At 30.7% G+C, this 20,362-nt stretch carries 17 protein-coding genes; 11 read left to right on the top strand and 6 right to left on the bottom strand.

Annotated elements, in window-relative coordinates; all coding sequences use genetic code 11:
- Positions 1-70 precede the first annotated feature (70 nt).
- Together GQ593_RS14295 and GQ593_RS11035 are read right to left on the bottom strand one after the other, a co-directional pair.
- On the bottom strand, positions 71-199 hold the full coding sequence (locus GQ593_RS14295; RefSeq protein ID WP_160432075.1) for a helix-turn-helix domain-containing protein: 129 nt from the start codon (positions 197-199) through the stop codon (positions 71-73).
- 145 nt (positions 200-344) lie between these two features.
- The gene (locus GQ593_RS11035) at positions 345-2,654 is read right to left on the bottom strand and encodes a glycosyltransferase (RefSeq protein WP_160432074.1); all 2,310 of its coding nucleotides are present in this window, start codon (positions 2,652-2,654) and stop codon (positions 345-347) included.
- Positions 2,655-2,845: 191 nt separating this feature from the next.
- On the opposite strand from GQ593_RS11035, the gene rfbB reads away from it, so the two are divergent.
- From rfbB to GQ593_RS11010, 5 genes are read left to right on the top strand one after another with little or no spacing between them, the layout of a single operon-like run.
- Positions 2,846-3,922, top strand: a complete 1,077-nt coding sequence (gene rfbB / locus GQ593_RS11030; protein WP_160432073.1) for a dTDP-glucose 4,6-dehydratase — start codon at positions 2,846-2,848, stop codon at positions 3,920-3,922.
- Complete coding sequence (gene rfbA, locus GQ593_RS11025) at positions 3,919-4,794, top strand: glucose-1-phosphate thymidylyltransferase RfbA (RefSeq protein ID WP_160432072.1); 876 nt, start codon at positions 3,919-3,921, stop codon at positions 4,792-4,794. Before rfbB ends, rfbA begins: the two co-directional genes overlap by 4 nt.
- A complete protein-coding gene (gene rfbC, locus GQ593_RS11020; RefSeq protein WP_160432071.1) occupies positions 4,794-5,327 on the top strand; it encodes a dTDP-4-dehydrorhamnose 3,5-epimerase in 534 nt (177 codons plus the stop codon). The genes rfbA and rfbC overlap by 1 nt, the downstream gene beginning before the upstream one ends.
- Positions 5,328-5,331: 4 nt before the next feature.
- Positions 5,332-6,195, top strand: a complete 864-nt coding sequence (rfbD, locus tag GQ593_RS11015; protein ID WP_160432070.1) for a dTDP-4-dehydrorhamnose reductase — start codon at positions 5,332-5,334, stop codon at positions 6,193-6,195.
- Between the two features lie 8 nt (positions 6,196-6,203).
- The gene (locus GQ593_RS11010; RefSeq protein WP_160432069.1) at positions 6,204-7,205 is read left to right on the top strand and encodes a hypothetical protein; all 1,002 of its coding nucleotides are present in this window, start codon (positions 6,204-6,206) and stop codon (positions 7,203-7,205) included.
- 14 nt (positions 7,206-7,219) lie between these two features.
- Here GQ593_RS11010 and GQ593_RS11005 read toward each other — a convergent pair whose 3' ends face one another.
- Positions 7,220-8,227, bottom strand: coding sequence for a glycosyltransferase (locus tag GQ593_RS11005; RefSeq protein WP_160432068.1), 1,008 nt, complete (start codon positions 8,225-8,227; stop codon positions 7,220-7,222).
- 214 nt (positions 8,228-8,441) lie between these two features.
- On the opposite strand from GQ593_RS11005, the gene msbA (GQ593_RS11000) reads away from it, so the two are divergent.
- Entirely contained in the window at positions 8,442-10,178 is a 1,737-nt protein-coding gene (gene msbA, locus GQ593_RS11000; protein WP_160432067.1) for a lipid A export permease/ATP-binding protein MsbA, read from the top strand.
- A 16-nt stretch (positions 10,179-10,194) separates the two neighbouring features.
- Positions 10,195-11,967, top strand: a complete 1,773-nt coding sequence (gene msbA / locus GQ593_RS10995; RefSeq protein ID WP_160432066.1) for a lipid A ABC transporter ATP-binding protein/permease MsbA — start codon at positions 10,195-10,197, stop codon at positions 11,965-11,967.
- A gap of 45 nt (positions 11,968-12,012) precedes the next feature.
- Here msbA (GQ593_RS10995) and GQ593_RS10990 read toward each other — a convergent pair whose 3' ends face one another.
- The 3 genes from GQ593_RS10990 to GQ593_RS10980 all read right to left on the bottom strand — a co-directional run bounded on the left by GQ593_RS10990 (position 12,013) and on the right by GQ593_RS10980 (position 15,228).
- Complete coding sequence (locus tag GQ593_RS10990) at positions 12,013-13,080, bottom strand: glycosyltransferase family 2 protein (protein ID WP_160432065.1); 1,068 nt, start codon at positions 13,078-13,080, stop codon at positions 12,013-12,015.
- 18 nt (positions 13,081-13,098) lie between these two features.
- Positions 13,099-14,076 carry a glycosyltransferase family 8 protein gene (locus tag GQ593_RS10985; protein WP_160432064.1) on the bottom strand — a complete coding sequence of 326 codons (978 nt, stop codon included), beginning with the start codon at positions 14,074-14,076 and terminating at the stop codon, positions 13,099-13,101.
- Between the two features lie 201 nt (positions 14,077-14,277).
- Positions 14,278-15,228, bottom strand: coding sequence for a glycosyltransferase family 8 protein (locus tag GQ593_RS10980; protein WP_160432063.1), 951 nt, complete (start codon positions 15,226-15,228; stop codon positions 14,278-14,280).
- A gap of 146 nt (positions 15,229-15,374) precedes the next feature.
- Between GQ593_RS10980 and GQ593_RS10975 the strand changes: the two genes are divergently transcribed.
- The 4 genes from GQ593_RS10975 to tsaB all read left to right on the top strand — a co-directional run bounded on the left by GQ593_RS10975 (position 15,375) and on the right by tsaB (position 20,252).
- A complete protein-coding gene (locus GQ593_RS10975; RefSeq protein ID WP_160432062.1) occupies positions 15,375-16,352 on the top strand; it encodes a glycosyltransferase family 8 protein in 978 nt (325 codons plus the stop codon).
- A gap of 11 nt (positions 16,353-16,363) precedes the next feature.
- Positions 16,364-17,338 carry a glycosyltransferase gene (locus GQ593_RS10970; protein WP_160432061.1) on the top strand — a complete coding sequence of 325 codons (975 nt, stop codon included), beginning with the start codon at positions 16,364-16,366 and terminating at the stop codon, positions 17,336-17,338.
- A 296-nt stretch (positions 17,339-17,634) separates the two neighbouring features.
- Positions 17,635-19,554, top strand: a complete 1,920-nt coding sequence (locus GQ593_RS10965; protein ID WP_160432060.1) for a helicase C-terminal domain-containing protein — start codon at positions 17,635-17,637, stop codon at positions 19,552-19,554.
- 17 nt (positions 19,555-19,571) lie between these two features.
- Positions 19,572-20,252, top strand: coding sequence for a tRNA (adenosine(37)-N6)-threonylcarbamoyltransferase complex dimerization subunit type 1 TsaB (gene tsaB / locus GQ593_RS10960; protein WP_160432059.1), 681 nt, complete (start codon positions 19,572-19,574; stop codon positions 20,250-20,252).
- Positions 20,253-20,362: the final 110 nt, after the last annotated feature.

The raw sequence follows: 20,362 nt of genomic DNA, 5'->3' as shown, positions 1-20,362 counted from the left end.
TAATTTACCTTCAATAAATTTTTCAACTTTAACCAGACGTTTTATACCATAACAGATAGTTTTATAACGTTCATTTACTGGTTAGAGGGACAAAAAGCTTCAATCGAGCTTTCTTTAGCACGTTATAAATTGTCGGGCGACTGACCATAAAGCGTTTAGCCAAATCAGTGACGGTTATTTTTTTATGATATAACGCCATATCTCTTGTTTGTGATAAGGCGTTAGTTTTGCTTTTTTTTATGTATATTCATTACTCTAGTTTCTCAAATTACTGTAAACAACGCGAGTAATTCCTACAATAAATCATTTATAATGATTGGTTCTAAACTTATTTTCTTGAGCTGTTATTTTTCCCTAGCTTCATCCCATAGCTTATCAATATTTAAATTAATAATTAAATCAGAAATACCTCTCGGGTTATTTATTAGTAATGGATCTAATTTTACCACCCAACTGAGGTCTTTGGTTCTTTCTGATTGTGCTCCAATATCAAAAACTAATGTAGGTATTTTTAGAGCCAAAGCTATTGATAAAGTGTAAGAAAATGTCTCTTCCCATATGCTTGGTAATATGATTAAATCAGGGGAAATTTCTCTAATTTTATCAATACATTCTTTGTTGTTTTTATATTTACCAGTGACTGTGACATTATTTGTTTTCATTACGTGTTGATCACCAGGATTACTAAAACCGACTAAAAAATATGATAAATTTAAATCTCTATTTTTAGAATCAATTGCTAATGTAGAAAGTATTTGTGAACCTTTCTCAATACTAAGAGCACCAATTGACGCAATTTTTATTTTATTTTTTTCTTTTTTTCTCTCTGTAGGTAAAATATCATCTAACCCATCGTCGTGCGGGATAACGTCAATATCTAAATTAGGAAAATCCTTTAGAACGATATCTCTAGCGCGATAAGATGGCGATTCGATTTTAAAACATCTTTTTAAGAATGATGCATATGCTTTATGTCGTTCATAGGCATCAGCAGTGTTAATGTCATAATCACCTGGAACTGCTTTTACATTATACCAGTGATTTCTCTGTCTTAATGAAGGTACTCCTTCATAGCGATATTCTGGATTTAGTAATTTGTAATCATATGACATACAGGCATAATCATGAATGATAAATTTGTAACTTAAATTAGATGAAGAAAAATAAGATAAAAGTTTTTGATGATGATGCCAATCAAGGCCTGCAAAGCTATTGATGTGTACTAAAACTGGTTGAATAGTTTTAAAAAATAGATCTAAAAAAACAAAGTCACAACTTAGTGATAAATTTTTTAAGTTGCATAGATTAAATTGATCATTTTCATGAGAATAAATAGAATAAAATTTCTTATCGTGAACTTTTAACAGAATACAATCAATTCCTTGATTAGTATATTGACCTATAATTTTTTCTAAATATGTATTAATTCCCCCATCCCATGCATGAGTAACAATTACGATGCTTTTCTTCTGCCCGATTTTCAACTTTAATCTTGCAACGTCCAAATTACGACGCAATATAAAAACAGGATCAATATTTATAAAATTATGAACCATATTAAGATAATTTGGATGCTTTAATTTTAATGCATTTTCTCCTTTTTTCATATTTTCTGCTTTAATGGCGGAAAAAGAAACAGATCCGACATGATATACAAATACATCTCCAATGATAATATTTTTAAAACCTGCATGGATCGCTCTCATGCAGAAATCATTTTCTTCTCCATATCCGACTTTAAAAGAGATATCATCAAGCATACCTATTTGGTTAATTACTTTTCTTCTCATATAAAAACAAAAACCAACACCCGTTGGCGTTTCGATATAAAATCCTTTATTTATCTTAGCTGCTAGCTTATCTAATTTTTCGGGTGAAATTTCGAGGTTGTGATTGTTATCTTGACATGTAAAAGGATAGCTACATATAGTAGCGTTGTTTGACATAGGTGTTATTGTTGCAATAGTTTCATCTTTATCTGCGTAATCAATCATTCTTTCAAACCAGCCTTCAAAAACGAAAGCATCAGAATTAAGTAATATGACATCAAGATTATGAGATAAATTACTAATTGCAAAATTGATTGTTTTTACAAAACCAAGATTTTGTTCATTTAAATGGTAATCAAACAACCCTTTTTTTGATAATTCATTTAGTTTTATATTTAATTTTTCATCCGGTCCAGCATCATTGATAACTAGTAAGCTATATTTATCTGAAATTCGACTTTTTAACGCGTGATAAATTGAACATAATGTTTCGTCTAGTCCCTTATAAACGGGAAGTATAACGACACATTTCGTATTTGATGTGTATTTAGCTGGTTTAAGATCATTCCAAAGTTGATCTTGTGGAGAAGTAGGTGTAAACCACAATATGTTTGATGAACTTAATTCATTTTGATTAATTCTAGGTTCTTCCTGCATGCTATTAGTAGTATCAGCGACCAAATCAAGAATGTTATTTTTTATGGACTGTTTTTTAGTTAGGATGTTAAAACCCAAGAATTTAACTGTCTTTCGTTCGTGATCTTTTTTTATCACAAGTATTTTTTTTAAGAAATATTGCTCTCTAGGATTAAAGTTTCTTTTATATATCGTTATCCCCAAAAACTTAATTTTTACCGATTTCTGTGAAGCTATTCTTTTTATCATTGTATTTCTCTCTCTATATTCACCCCTATCATGCCTGTATGATTATATCCTGTTTTATAGTTCAATTGAATAGGTTATAAATCATTTTAAATACAATTTAAAGCATGTTAAACTATAAGAGTTAATTTCTAATTAACTTTTTAACATTATTAGCTATCTATTATTTAACCGAAACATTCTTTGGAACTAATATGAAAATATTGATTACAGGTGGTGCAGGTTTTATTGGTTCAGCTGTTGTTAGGCATATTATTAAATACACAGATGATGAAATATTAGTCATTGACAAATTGACTTATGCAGGAAATCTGGAATCGCTTGATAGTGTATTAAAAAGTGATAGATTCCATTTTAAACAAATTAACATTTGTGATCGCAACTCTCTTAACTCAGTTATGGCTAGCTTTTGTCCAGATGTCATTATGCATCTAGCAGCCGAAAGCCATGTTGATCGCTCTATTGATAATCCCTCTGCATTTATTGAAACCAATATAGTTGGTACTTATACGCTCTTGGAAGCCGCATTGGCTTATTGGCAAACTTTAGATAAAGGTAAACAAGCAAGTTTTCGTTTTCATCATATTTCTACTGATGAGGTTTATGGCGATTTACATGGAACTGATGCTCTTTTTACTGAAAAAACGCCTTATTCGCCAAGTAGCCCTTATTCAGCATCAAAAGCCTCAAGTGATCATTTAGTTAGGGCTTGGCATAGAACGTTTGGATTGCCAATTGTGGTAACAAATTGCTCAAATAACTATGGTCCTTATCATTTTCCCGAAAAACTTATTCCTTTAATGATCCTAAATGCTCTAGAAGGGAAGCATTTACCTATTTATGGCGATGGTCAACAAGTGAGGGATTGGTTATATGTAGAAGATCATGCTAGAGCACTTTATCTTGTCGCCACTAGAGCAAGAGTTGGAGAAACATATAATATTGGTGGGCATAATGAGCAAAAAAATATAGATGTAGTAAACTTAATTTGTGATTTACTCCAAGAATTAGTTCCGAATAAGCCCCATAATATAAAAAATTATAGAGATCTTATCACTCATGTTTCAGATCGGCCGGGTCACGATCAACGATATGCTATAGATGCTTCTAAAATTTATCAAGATTTAGGCTGGAAACCGCAAGAAACATTTGAAAGTGGTATGCGTAAGACCGTCAATTGGTATTTAACTAATAAAAGTTGGTGCGAGCATATTAAAGATGGTTCGTATGCACGATCAAGACAAGGTATTATTGATGAGGTAAATTTATGAGAGGAATTATACTGGCAGGCGGTTCAGGAACTCGTCTTTATCCTATCACTCGGGGTGTATCAAAACAGTTATTACCGATTTATGACAAACCAATGATTTATTATCCATTATCTGTACTTATGTTAGCAGGTATTCGTGAGATTTTAATTATTACAACACCAGATGATTTACCTATGTTTCAACGATTGTTAGGTAATGGTTCTCGTTTTGGCATTAAACTTAGCTATGCGGAACAATTTAAGCCAGAAGGATTGGCTCAGGCTTTTTTAATTGGTGAAGATTTTATTCAAAAACAACATTGCGCTCTAATTTTAGGAGATAACTTATTTTTTGGCGAAAGTTTTAGTAAAAAATTGGAAAAAGTTGTAGCTCAAAAAGAAGGCGCAACTATTTTTGGTTATCAGGTTGTTGATCCTCAACGTTTTGGCGTGGTTGATTTTGACAAAAATTTTAAAGCACTATCTATTGAAGAAAAACCAATTAAACCAAAGTCTAATTGGGCTGTTACAGGACTTTATTTTTATGATGAGAATGTTGTTGAAATGGCGAAAAAAGTCAGACCATCAGCAAGAGGTGAACTAGAGATAACTACTCTTAATCAGTTGTATTTAGAAGCTGGATTATTAAATGTTGAAATTTTAGGGAGAGGTTTTGCCTGGCTTGATACAGGTACACATGATAGTTTGCTTGAAGCTTCATCATTTGTTCAAGTCATAGAAAAAAGACAAGGATTTAAAGTGGCTTGTCTTGAGGAGATTGCGTATCGTAATGGTTGGCTAAGTATAGAGCGATTAAAAGAGGAAGCAAGATGTTTAGGTAAAACATTATATGGTCAATACTTAGCAAAATTGATAGGAGATGAGATATTATAATGAAGGTAATTCAAACAGATATTCCTGATGTAAAAATAGTACATCCTAAAATTTTTGGTGACGAAAGGGGATTCTTTCTAGAAACATTTGAACAAAAACGTTATCAAGAAAAGTTAGGAATAGAATTCAAATTTGTTCAGGATAATCATTCTCGTTCACAAAAGGGGGTTTTAAGAGGGCTACATTTTCAACACAAAAATTCTCAGGGTAAACTTGTTAGAGTCGTTCGAGGTGAAGTTTTTGATGTTGCAGTAGATATTCGAAAGAGTTCAAAAACTTATGGTAAATGGGTTGGTGTTATACTTTCTGAAAAGAATAAAACCCAATTATGGATACCTCCAGGTCTGGCTCATGGTTTTGTAGTGTTGTCTGATATTGCAGACTTTGAATATAAATGTACAAATTATTATGATCCTTCATCTGAGGGATGTTTGCTATGGAACGATCCAACGGTTAATATCCGTTGGCCAGTATCCAACCCAATATTATCAGAAAAGGATAAATTGGGGAAAAAACTTCAGGAGTTATTTTGACCTTATGAAAGTCTTGTTAATTGGAGCAAATGGTCAATTAGGGCATTGTTTTCAAGATATATGTCCTAAAAGTTGGACGTTACTTGTAACTAATAGTCAAAAATTAGATATAACTGATAGTTTAGCTGTTGATAATTATGTGTCTATATATAGACCTGATGTTATTGTTAATGCAGCAGCTTTTACGGCGGTTGATAAAGCGGAAGATGAGTATGAGTTAGCTTATCAGGTCAATGCTATTGGTCCCAAAAATTTGGCTATGGTTTCTCAAAAATACAATGCTAAACTTGTCCATGTTTCAACTGATTATGTATTTGATGGAACTAAAAATCAGCCTTATGTGGAAAGTGATAAAACTAATCCAATTAATGTATATGGTAAGACTAAACGCAAAGGTGAACTTGCGGTTTTAGAAAATGCTCCTTCAGCGATGATTATCAGAACCTCTTGGGTGTTTAGTGAGTATGGCAATAATTTTGTTAAAACTATGTTAAAATTAGCAAGCGAGAAATCTGAATTGTCTGTTGTAGATGATCAGATTGGCAATCCTACTTATGCAGGAGATATTGCAAAAGTAATTATTAAACTACTTGAAAGAAATGCTGATGGTGGTATTTATCATTATTGTGGTGATAAGTCTACTTCGTGGTTTTTATTTACTAAAGAGATACTTGATATAGCGTTAGAGCAAAAATTATTGGTTCAGGCACCTAATGTTTTCCCAATTAATACTCAATCTTTTCCTACTAAAGCTAAGAGACCATTATATTCGGTGATGAGCATGGATAAATTGAAAAAATATTGTTTATCTGGTTCCAACTGGAGAGAAAAATTAATTTCTTGTATTTCTAAAATAAAATCTATTTAGGCTATTTGATGACCGTTTATTTTGCTGAGTGGAATGCTGACTATGAAAAATATATGGTTAATGTCTTAAAATCTGAATATGATGTTGTTCTTCTTAATCAATTGATGAAACATTTTAGAGATATTAATTTTTTCTTAGCTAGAAAAAATTTTCCTAGGAAATGGTTTATCAAATTACACCAATTTATGAAATTGAGAACATTGAAGGCTGATGATATTCTATTGTGTAGTGGCTTTGCCATTTCTGGATTTATTGACTTAGTCAAAAATCTTCAATGCCATAAAGTTTTAGTATTACGAGATACAGTTGAAGTGTTAAATAATAGCATGAAAAATAAAAAAAAATGGTTATGCCAGCACGAAGATTATATAAACAAAATCATACCATTTTTTGATAAAATTTATAGCTTTGATTTTGATGATTGTCGGAAATACAACTTTACATATTTAAATCAATTTCTACCATTTACTTTTCCAGAAATGAAAAAGTTGAGGGCAGAGTCTAATCGATTCTGTAATACTATAAAAACTTGTTTTTTTATAGGCGAGTATTTGGAAAATAGAGTCGAAGTTATTAATAAAATTGCACCTATCTTACAACAAAATGGTTATCAAACAGACTTTAATTTAATTAATTATACATCAACACAAATGACTTATCCATTTGGGCAATCTGACTATTTTAAATCAGGAGAAAAAATAAGTTATTTCGATAATATAGATAAAGTAAAGGATTGTGATATCATTTTAGAAGTAGGGAAAATTGGCCAATCGGGTGTGACCTTAAGGGCTATTGAAGCTATTTTATTTAATAAAAAATTAATTACTACTAATAAATCTATCAAAGAATATGATTTTTATTCATCAGATCAAATCTTTGTTCTTGATGGTGAAAATTATCAAAATATTGAAAGCTTTTTGAAGTCTAGATTTTCATCTGTTACCTTAGATACTTTGTATCAATACAGTCCAAATGCAATGTTAGATTCAATTATTTGTGACGTTTTATAAAAAGGTTGTATTTTTTAGATTTTTATTTTTTTTACACAATATATTAGATAACAAATTATCCCCGAAAATAATTTTTTTTGATGTAACCTATGTTTTGCACAATACCTCATTTGTTTAGATGTAGTTGCTGATAATAATGGTGCCGCTTTCCACGGAGAAGCAGATTTAGCATCTATAAAATATTTGGAACATTTGTAATCTTTTGCCCAATTATGCCATGGTTTTGTTGGGCCGATATAATGAATTAATATTGTTTCATTTGAAATAGGCGAGCAAAAATTAATGTTTGATTTTAATTCATAGTTAATGCTGACTTGTTGATTATATTTCCTATCAAGAAATTTAACTTTTTCGAGCAACAACAGATTTAATACATCTTGATCCAGATGTGTGAATTTTTTTGATAGTTTTGAATCAGAAAGTAACTCTAATGCTTTACTATTCACATTATGTTCTTTCCATTTTTTTAGATTAATTAGTAAAAAACCTGCATTAAAGTAGCCCGATGATAATTTATTTTCGTTAAGTCGGATTGCGCAGTTATCCCACCATATTGGATCTTTTTCAATAACTACAAAGGCAATATTATCGTCAAAATTTAATGCAAACAATTCCTCCAAGGATCCCTTGCATATAATATCGGCATCAAGATAAAGAATTTTATCTATTTTTTCATAGAAATAATCAGCAACAATAAATCGAAAGTAGGTAGCTATCGTCCAATTTTTAGTCACAGGCAAATTAGATAAATTATTATCATCTACTAAATAAATTGTTATATTTGTAATATACTTATTGACAAGTAGAGTTAAATTTTTTTCAAGATCTTTATTAATATAATTTGTAAATATATGAAAACTAAAATTTAAATTAGGATTAGCTAGCAAAATAGACGTGATTGAAACAGTGCACCCCAAAAGAAAATTTTTATCGATACCATATGCAATATTTAATTGACTAACGTTATGATTAATACCAAATCTTATTCTTTTTTTTATAATATCATTTGCATTAAAATACATTGCCTATTCCCTATTGTATCATATTTGACTAAACCAATTATTATTAAATTGTGTTCTTTAATACTGTAAAGAATAAAACTATGTTAAGCTTTACCAAGCTCTATTATATAGATAAAAAGAAATTTTTCTAGTTGAAAAAGAATTGTAATAAAATTTTAAAATCAAAAGGAATTTATAGTATAATTTTGTATCTCGTTAACTCCATGTCTTCCTTATGTCAAATAAAAATAGCTCATTAAATACCATAAAACAATTGTGGCCATTTATTTATCCACATAAAAAAGCTTTAATTGCTGCAATTATTGCACTTTTATTCAATGCGGCAACCGATGCAACTTTAATTTCTCTAACAAAACCTTTGTTGGACGATGGGTTGATGGATAAAAACTATGATTTATTGATTCTTTTTTCAATTGGCATTATTAGCTTAATTGCATTACGTGGCTTGTCGAATTATTGTTCCACTTATTGCCTGTCTTGGTTATCGGGAAAAGTAGTTGCTAAATTTAGACAATTAATATTCAATCATTTGGTAAGAAGCCCTATTAGTTTTCTTGATAAAAAACCAATTGGGGAACTTGTTACGGTAATAACCTATAATACGCAATTATTATCGAAAGCATCATCAGATGCTCTTATTATATTAGTTAGAGAAATAGCCTACGCTATTGGTTTATGCGTAGTGATGTTTTATGGAAATTGGAAGCTTGCTTTAGTTTTAATTGTGATAGTGCCATTAGTTATTTTTATTGCTCAATTTATTGCAAAAAAATTTCGACATGCACTTGTTTCCATGCAAAAGGGTATAGGAACTATAACAACTGTAGCAGATGAAATGTTGAAAGGGCATAAAGAAATTTTGATTTTCAATGCTCAGAAATATGAAAAAGACAATTTTTATTCAATTAATAAGGTTTTCAGACAAGGCCTTTTAAAAATTGTTCTAGTCTCCGGTTTATCAACACCGATAATTCAATTAGTTGCTACATTGGCTTTAGGATTAATTTTATTTCTTGTTGCAAGTCAAGCATTGGATATTACACCAGGTTCTTTTACTGTGGTTTTTTCGGCTATGGTTGCGGTAATGCGTCCTTTGAGAGAGCTAACAAGTGTCCATCTAGAATTACAAAAAGGCTCTGTTGCTTGTGAGTCGCTTTTTGGACTCTTAAATTCGGCAGTTGAAGAAGATAACGGAACCATTGATTTAAAAAGGGCTAAAGGTAGTATTGAATTTCATCAAGTAACATACACATATCCAACAAGAACAGAGCCATCTTTAAATAATATTAGCTTTAAAATTAAAAGAGGTGAAACAGTAGCTTTAGTGGGGCGTTCTGGTGCAGGAAAATCAACAATAGCAAGTCTAATACCAAGGTTTTATGATGTACAAAAGGGAAAAATACTGGTAGATAGTATTGATATCAAAGATTACACGCTTGCTTCATTGCGGAAGCAAATTGGTTATGTTTCACAAAAAGTCCATTTATTTAATGGAACTATAGCGGATAACATAATTTATGGTGCTAAAAATCAGTACTCTCGAGAAGATATTATTAATGCAGCTAAACAAGCTAATGCGATGGAGTTTATCGAAAAATTAGAAAATGGCTTGGATACAGAAATTGGTGATAATGGTGTTTTATTATCAGGCGGACAACGACAAAGAATTGCTATTGCAAGGGTTCTTTTACGTGATAACCCTATTTTAATTCTTGATGAAGCTACCTCTGCGTTAGATAATGAATCCGAACGGTTTGTCCAACAAGCTATAGAGCATTTACAAAAAAACCGAACTTCTATTATTATTGCACATCGATTATCAACAATTGAAAAAGCAGATCGTATTTTAGTCATTGATGAAGGTAACATCATTGAAGAAGGCACTCATAAAGCATTATTATTACAAAATGGTCTTTATGCCAAAATGCATCAATTACAATTTAACGCTTAATTAAAAAAAATAAATTATGAAAAAAAATACTAATCAATCAATAAACAATAATATTGATCGAGACTCATCAACGTGGAAAACTTTTTATAAATTATGGCCTTATATTGCTAAACACAAATTGATTCTGTTTTTTTCAGTCATGTTACTTGTTTTTAGTGCATTTGCTGATACTTCGCTTATTGCGTTGTTACAGCCTTTACTTGATAAAGGTTTTGTTGAAAATGATCAGCATTTTTTAATGATGGCGCCTTTTTATATTTTCGGACTAGTATTACTCCGTGGTATCGCAAATTATGGATATTCTTTCTTTTTATCTTTGATTTCTACAAAAATCGTACTTAATATTCGTCAGCGCCTTTTTAATCATTTTGTCGATGCTCCGGTAAGTTACTATGACCAAAACTCTACAGGAAGATTGTTGTCTCGCATTACCTATGATACCGATCAAGTTGCTTCATCATCGTCTGATGCTTTGATAACGATAGTACGTGAATCAGCTTTTATTTGTGGGTTATTTTATACAATGTTCAGCAATAGCTGGCAGTTGTCTTTATCGTTGATTATCATTACGCCAATTGTTATTGGGTTAATCTCTTTTATTTCTATAAAATTTAGAAGACTAGCTAAAAATATGCAAAATTCAATGGGTAATGTTACCATGTCCGTTGAACAAATGCTAAAAGGCCATCGAGAAATTATTCTTTTTGGCGCCCAAGATGAAGAGTCAAAAAACTTTGATAAAGTGAATAATAAATTTCGTCGTGATGGTATGAGATTAGTGTCTATTTCTGCATTATCAACGCCTATTGTTCAACTTATCATTTCTTTTGCTATCGCTTTTGTCTTGTTAATGGCGAGTAACCCTGATTTGAGTATTAGTCCCGGGCAGTTTACGGTCGTTTTTTCTTCTTTAGTTGCATTAATGCAACCAATAAAAAGTTTAACTAGTGTTAATGCCGAGTTTCAGAAAGGGATGGCGGCTTGTCAAACTTTATTTGCTATTTTTGAACAGCCAATCGAAAAAGATAATGGAAAAATCAATATTGAGAGAGTTAAAGGCAATATTGAATTTAAGCATGTCAGCTTTACTTATGAAAATAGACAAGAGCCGGCATTGAAAGATATTAGCTTTTTGGTAGAGCCATGTAAGACAGTAGCATTAGTTGGGCGCTCGGGATCAGGAAAAACAACTATCGCAAGTTTGCTTACGCGTTTTTATGATATAAGTGAAGGTGAAATTTTAATTGATAATAATAATATTCAAGATTTAACTTTATATAGTTTGCGTAATCAAATTGGATTAGTTTCACAAAATGTACATTTGTTTAATGATACTGTTGCAAATAATATCGCTTACGGGAAAGTAGGTCAATATTCTCGAGATGAAATAGAAGAAGCCGCTAAAAAAGCGTATGCATATGATTTTATTATAGAGCTTGAAAATGGATTTGATACAATAGTGGGTGAAAGTGGTGTGTTATTATCTGGCGGTCAACGACAACGTATTGCAATAGCAAGAGCTTTATTACGAAATACGCCGATACTAATACTTGATGAGGCGACTTCAGCCTTAGATACTGAATCAGAACAAGCAATCCAAAAAGCCTTGGATGATCTTCAAAAAGGGCGAACATCAATAGTGATAGCACATCGATTATCAACGATTGAAAAAGCGGATAAAATACTTGTCATTGATAGTGGCAAGATTGTTGAGCAAGGTAATCATCAAGAGTTATTATCCATGGATGGTTTATATGCAAAATTGTATAAAAGTAATTTCAATGAATAATGAATATTCTATTGCTTTGAAGGAAGTATAATTCCTAATCAATCATTAAAAATTATTTAATGATGAATATTGATTATAATTACTTCTAATGTCTAAACAAGGATGTTGTTTGGTTATTGCACATTTCAATAATGCTTTCTTTGTTGACATTGAGCATTCATATTTTTTCATAAACTTTAAAGTATAAAAAATATTTCTAATAATATTGGGTTTATTGCTACTATAAATTCGAATTAATAGTCTCAGTATGCCTAACTCTTTAATAAGATTATCCTTTTCTTCTTTTTTATTTAATTTAGATGATTTTAAGATAGATTCTAAATAAGTTACATTCATTACTAAAATATAATTACGTTTTGCCATATCTGATAAAGGTAATGATGTAATTTGTTTGATGCATTCAGTTAAAACATTCTTTAATATACCAACATAAATATAATCAACATTTAGATTTGACAATGAGGTCGATCGAATTCGATGGAAATATGCAGTTCTATTCTTGAAATAATGTGATAATTTTGCTTTTGATATAATAGACAGTGAAATAAGATGATCTTCATGATTCTTTTGAATAAATTTTTCTGTCAATAACTGTCGTTTAAAGATAAATCTCCATACTACACCTGAGTAATTTTTTCTTTCTAATAAATAAGTTAATAAGTCGGTTCCTGATTTAAAAATTTCTGTTTCAAAAGCTTTAATCTCATTTTGTTTTGGTGATTTTTCGCATTGTTTAAAAATTGAATAATCAAAGTAAAAGAGATCCAAATTAGGGGACCTTTTTAAGAATAAATCAAACTGATAAAGTAGATTTATATTTAGGATGTCATCTGAATCAATGAATAAAATGTAATCACCTTTTGCTATTTCGAACCCTTGATTTCTAGCTGTACTTACACCCTGATTAGTTTGTTCAATAATCTTAATATAATCCCATTTTGATGCATATTTTTGAAGAATTAATAGCGTATCATCGGTTGAACCATCATCGATACAAATAATTTCTTTGGGCAAGCAATATTGGTTAATCAGTGAATCTAAACAATCTGTAATATAATCTCTTACATTATAACAAGGTATAATTACAGAAACGGAAGTATTCTTATTTATCATAAACATACCTTCTGATGACTATTTTTTTAAGAATAACTTATATTTCAAATAAATGCCATAATAGTAGATTGATTTACAATAATGACCTTGTTTCACTAAATATTTAGAATAATTTCTAATAGAGGAACTATTTCCACTTAAAGGTAAGTTTTCATTTTTCCAAGGAGATGAATGAAAAAAATATTTAAATATTTCGGACTGATAAACTTTAAACCAAGGTTTGTTTTGTGAAATATAATGTAGAATTACAGTATATGGTCTTATCTTTTTTTCTTGATGAGCATCAATAGAGATTTTTATTTTAGTATTGAACTTTATAGGTAGTAATAATGTTTTGTTTTCCAATAGAATATTTAAAATATCTTGATCTGCGTATTTATAAATTTTGCCATTGTTAATTAAGTTAAATGCTTTTTCTGATATATTTTCTTTTTTCCAATTTTTTGTATTAATTAATAAAACTCCAGCATTAAAATATTGTTTTGCGTTTATTGGATACATTGTACTAACTTCTTGTTGCATATCCTTACTATCAGGTATTACACCAGCAATATAATTTTTAATATCATATTTTGTTATTTCTGCTAAAGATTGTAAACAAATAGTATCGCTGTCAAGATATATTACTCTGTCTGTGATAGAATTTAATATATCCGGTATAATAAAACGAATACATGTTGATGCATTAGTTATGTGCAAAACTAACGTTTTGGGGTTTATAGAAAAGTTGTTATTAATTTTATAAATAGTTATGGTTATGCGATCGGTTGCTAGTTGTTTAAACTTTTCGATATTTGAATCTGATACTTGATCGACAAATAGATGAAAATGTAAATTACAATCTAACGTATTGCTTATAACTGACGAAATAGTAATTCCAGCAGGCAAGGCATAATTATTATCGAAACCTAAAGCAATGTGTAAAGTTGAATAATGTGGGGTGTATTTGTTAACTAGCGTTTTTGTTGATTCAATAAAATTTTGTGAATTAAACATATCTTTATATATTATTAATTATAGTAATTACATTATATACTAAAAGGAATGCTACAAAAAATATGATTAGTAGTAAAGACTATTTAGTAGAATGAATTCTTTTTTAACATTAAGTAAAAAACAGTTAATCTTATTTCTATGGTGATAAGTTAATTTATGTATAGAAAATTTGCTCTGTAAGTATATTTAAATTAGTTAGACCTAATTTTTTAATTTATAAATTAAATAAAGTAGATAATACTTTAAACCATTTATTATTCTTCTATCTTTTACATTGTTTTTTGCATAAATACGATAATCATTAACGCGCATTTTAGGTTTATAACTTTTAAGTGGACTATTGGACCATGGTGTGAAGTGTTTATAAAAACGATAGATATTTTGTGCAAGTCCTGTATGTTCTTGATACCACATTTTTCTAGCACCAGTAAAATGAATAATATAGGGTAAAGATTCTTTATTATAGAAAAATGTTTCTTTTTGTTTATCGTCCATCCAAGTAAACAAATAATTCCAATTAGGATCTATAAATAAAACTTGATGCTGCAGAACTATATTTAGTGCATCCTGATCCGGATATATTAAATGTTTTTTCCTTGCTGACATTAAAATTGTATTTGCTTTGTTTTCTGTATCAAAACTCATCCAATTATTAACATTAATGTATAAAAAACCAGAGTTGAAATAACTTTGAGAAGTCAGTTCTAGTCTTTTTTGATTTTTGGAGATATTTTCTTTATCTAATGAATCTTGCGTTACAGCACAAACGACCGAATCTATATTTATATTTAAAATCGCTGATATGTCAGAAAAGCATAAAGTATCAGCATCTAAATAAATAAATTTATCAATTTTGCTATGTAATAGCCTTGGAACAGATAGGCGGATATACATCGATCGGTTGATATGTTTTATTTTATTATTTTGAGGATCTGAATATTTATTTAACTCATCTATAGAAATCGGATAAACTGTGATTAATGGACTGATTTCTTGCAGTTTATGTTGTTCTTCTGGTGACACATCATATAAAAAAACATGGAAATGAATATTATGTTGCATATTATTTAGCATAATGGAGGTAATGGATACACCTACATGCTCAAGATAATTTGAATCTGTACAATATGCGATGTTAATTCTATTATTCATTTCTAATGCTCTTTAAAAACTTAACCATGTTATTTAGTCATTACCAAATCGATATGTCAATATAAAATTGATTATTACTTCATTGTTTAATTTAACGTATGTTACAATGGGGCAATTTTTTAACGTAGTCGAGCCATTAGTACAAAATGAAAGAAAATCTTTTTATCGGTAGCACTAAGACGTTATTTAATAACGCATTAGAATCTCTAACAACCACACATATCGCATTTTGCTTTGATGATAATTATGCAATGCCCGCTAGCATTGCTATGTCTTCAGTAATTTTGAATAACCCCGATAAAAATCTGGTATTCCACTTATTTGCTAATAATGTCTCTAGTGAAAAAATTACAAGATTTAATCAATTCAATAAAGAAAATATTACCATAATTTTCTATGAAATTAGTGATAATTTTTCGATTAATCCCGATACCTTGGTTTTACATGTTTCGGCATCAACTTGTTTGCGATTTGTTGTGCCACAAATATTAAATAAAGTCACTTCTCGAGTTTTATATTTAGATTGTGATGTGTTATGTACAAATAACCTTAATGAATTAATTAATATTGATTTAAGCAATAAATATGCAGCAGTTGTGCCAGATGTAGAAAAAACACAAGAAAAACAATGCGTAGCATGTGATGTTCCATATGGTGAATACTTTAATGCTGGAATGATTTATATTAATACGGATATGTGGGTGCAAAATAACCTTACTGAAAAAGCTTTTGCGATGATTAATAGTGGTAAAGTTTATAAATTTGCCGATCAAGATGTGCTAAATATTTTAATGCAGGGTAAAACAGTATTCTCACCTAAACGCTTTAATTATCTTACTGCGCTGACTGTGGGCGGCAAAGAAGATAATCTGATCGGCGATGATGCCGTGATTATTCATTATGTCACCGGCAATAAACCTTGGTATAAACTATATTTGACGCCACTTTATCAGCGTTATTTAGCATCTTCTCCTTGGGCAAATGATAAATTATTACTTGCCAATGAGAAAGCACCATCAACGACAAGACGATACGCTAAGCTTCTTGTAAGCCAACATAAATATTTTTCTGCTTGTAAGTATTATTTACTGTATTTAAAGCATAAAACTTTCAAAAAGCATTGAGGATTAGCTGTGTGATTAATGTAGATAAGTTTATTAATAAACGAAATAAATTATTATTATTTGATTTTTTAAATAATACTCCTGTATTACATATTTTATTATGTTTTGACAATAATTATGCACTATCGGCAGGAGTGGACATTATTTCTGTTATTGAAAATAACAAAAATCGGCAAATTCATTTTCATCTTTTTACTCATAATATTTCAGAAGTAAATAGAAAAAAATTTGTCGCCATTAAATTTGATAATGTCGCTATAACCGAATATGTCATTAATGAGCAGTTCAAAATAGACCAAAAAAATACTGAACAGTTTCCTATTTCGGCTTGTGTTCGATTAATTGCTCCGATAATTTTAAGAGATGTTACTGAAAGGTTGCTTTACATTGATAGTGATACACTTTGTCTCCAAAACTTAGCATTTATTTCTGATATTAATTTAGACTCAGCGGTTATAGCAGCTGTTGCTGATGTTTCCTATATGCAAGAGTCTCAATGTACTAAATATAACGTAAAGTTTGGCACTTATTTTAATTCTGGTGTTATGTTAATTAATATTCCACTTTGGTGTCAGGAGGATATTACTTCTAAAACACTAACATTATTGAATAGTGGTGAAAAATACCAATATCCAGATCAAGATGTATTAAATATCGCAATAGGTGAAAAAAGGATTCTATTAGCAAAGAAATATAATAATTTATTGGCGTTATCAATAAATGGCAATGAAGATTCAAATGTTCCAGATGATACTGTTTTGATTCATTATATTACTAAAAACAAACCTTGGCACCAGCCTTATCGTTCAACATTATTTGATTTTTATTTACAACAATCACCATGGAAAAATGACGAGCTGCCTTTATATAGTTGTAAAAAAACCTCCTCAATACGAGCTTATTCTCGATTAATGTTTGAGCAAAAAAAATATTTATTAGGACTTAAGCATTATTTTATTTATTTGAAAACCAAATTGACAAAATAAAATTTGTTATTGGTTCTTTATTCTTTGAAATCTAGGGCGTTATTTACTTTGATGAGTAACGTTCACAATTAAAGATGGCTTTGGTGACTCAAGGGTATGCCTATATATCTTTTTCGCTCGGTTACTGGTATAGTACGGCAGTTTTTATGTTATTAATTGTTTCATTCTGTGACAATAAATTCATCTCATTTTGGAAATAAGCTGTGATGTTTTCATAATGCTTTATTTTTCCTAGAATATATTTTCTTCATTTTATTGTTGTATTGAACTTATCTTTTATATTAGGTGTATTTTAAGTGATTGATGATTTTGCTGAGAATGGTTTGCTTGCTAAGGCTATTGATGGATTTGTGCCAAGAGAGCCACAACGAAACATGGCAAGTAAAGTCTCTGAATCAATAAAAAAAAAGCATTCTCTTGTGGTTGAAGCTGGAACAGGGACTGGCAAGACCTTTGCTTATTTAGTCCCTGCATTACGTAGCGATAAAAAAGTAATACTTTCAACTGGCTCTAAAAATTTACAAGAACAGTTATTCAGCAAAGACCTACCAATAATCAAAAAAGCATTAAATTACACAGGCAAAATAGCCTTGCTTAAAGGCCGAGCTAATTATCTTTGTTTAGAACGACTGTATCATCAATATGCTGCAGCAGGGGACCTTGATAAAGAGTTACGCGTTGATTTAGTTCGTGTAAAAAATTGGTCAATTAAAACCAAAGATGGAGATATTAGCAAATGCACAACTGTCACGGAAGAAAACCTAATTTGGCCAATATTAACAAGCACAAATGATAATTGTTTAGGCAGTGACTGTGAACACTATAGTGATTGTTATGTTGTCAAAGCGCGTAAACGAGCCTTAAATGCGGATGTTGTTGTGGTTAATCACCACTTATTTTTAGCTGATGTTGTAGTAAAAGATACGGGCTTTGGAGAACTGATTCCTAAAGCAGATGTCATGATTTTTGACGAGGCTCATCAACTACCAGATCTTGCTTGTCATTATTTTGGTGAGCAGCTAACTAGTCGGCAACTTTTTGATCTTGCTAAAGAAATTAACCTAGTTTATCGTACCGAAGTTAAAGATATGTCTCAGCTACAGCAATGTGCGGATAAACTGCAAAAATGTACGCAAGACTTACGAATTGTTATTAACCAACAACCACCAAAAGGTAACTTACGTTTTTTATTTAACCAAGAAGCAGTTAAAAAAGAAATTTCTTATCTTGTTGATGCATTAGACTTTTGTCACGAAGTTTTGTTATTGACGGTTGGACGTTCGACAACGTTAGATAACTGTTTTGAAAGAATTAATCAATATAATACGCTATTAAAACGCTTGCAGGAGACAAATGTAACTGGTTTTAGTTATTGGTATGAAAGTAGCCATAACTATTTTGTTTTTGCGCTAACGCCTTTGTCTGTTGCCGATAAATTTACTGAACTATTAACCCAGCGAAAAGGCAGTTGGATTTTTACATCAGCAACGTTATCGGTTGATAATCAATTAGATTATTTTACCAAACGTTTAGGATTAGCTGATGCTGATTCACTTATTTTAGAAAGCCCATTTGATTATATTAACCAGACAATTTTGTGTGTTCCACGTTATATTCCATCGCCAAATGAGCAAGGCAATGCTGAAAAATTAGCCAACATATTATTGCCTGTTATTGAAGCTAATAATGGTCGTTGTTTCTTTTTGTGTACTTCATATGCAATGATGAATGCACTCGCTAAACAGTTTCGAAAATTAACTAAATTACCAGTATTGGTACAAGGTGAAACCAGTAAAGTTAAATTGCTTGAACAGTTTATTCATACAGGTAATGCGCTACTTATTGCTACGAGCAGCTTTTGGGAAGGGATTGATGTTAGAGGCGATACCTTATCATGTGTTATTATAGATAAATTACCGTTTACGTCGCCTGATGATCCGTTAATTAAAGCCCGTATGGAGGATTGTCAAATGCAGGGTGGGGACGCATTTAATGATGTACAATTACCCGAAGCGGTGATCACCTTAAAACAAGGTGTAGGGCGACTAATTCGCCATCACAATGATCGTGGAGCGATTATCATCTGTGATAATCGTTTAGTAATGCGACCTTATGGTGCAACATTTATTAATAGCTTACCACCCTCACCAAGAACACGGGACATAAATAAAGTTATAAACTTTTTAATAACTAAAAAGCTAAATGATAATAGATAAAATATTTTGGAAAAAACATGAGTACTATTTTAGCCATTGATACTTCAACAGAAGCTTGTTCGGTTGCTTTACTTTACCGTAACGAAATCACTCACGATTTTATTTTATCGGCTCGTGATCATACTAAACAAATATTACCGATGGTTGATAGACTTCTTAAACAGTCAGCCTGTTCACTTACGCAAGTTGATGCAATCGCTTTTGGTCAAGGTCCAGGCAGTTTTACCGGCGTTAGAATTGGTATTGGCGTGGCTCAAGGTTTAGCGTTAGGTATTGATAAACCTATGATAGGTGTATCAACACTGATGACTTTGGCTCAAGGTGTTTATCGAACAACGCAAGCAACAAACGTTATTGCCGCAATTGATGCTAGAATGAACGAAGTCTATTTAGGTCAATACCATTACGTTAACGAGCAATGGCAAGCGGTTATTGCTGAGTGTGTTATTAAGCCTGAAAATGTAATCGAAAAAGTGAAGCATATCAGTCAAAATCATTATTGTGCAGGTACGGGGTGGCAAACTTATCCTGATATGATTAATAATATAAAACAAAGTGATATCTTATTGCCTCATGCACAAGATCTTATTGTTATTGCCAAGGATAAATACAAAAAAAATGATCTGGTTAATGTTGAAGATGCAGAGCCAACTTATTTACGTAATGAAGTTACTTGGAAAAAGTTGCCAGGACGATAAAATAAAAAAAGCCACTTAAAGGTGGCTCAGATTGATGACAAACCTCGATATAATTCGGGGTTTATTTTTTTATTTAAACCATAAATAAGATTTTTAATTTGGATTTTATT

Origin of the sequence: Gilliamella sp. Pas-s25, from assembly GCF_009795885.1 — a bacterium.
Classification (GTDB): Bacteria; Pseudomonadota; Gammaproteobacteria; order Enterobacterales; family Orbaceae; genus Gilliamella.
This window is presented reverse-complemented; position numbering and strand designations above follow the sequence as displayed.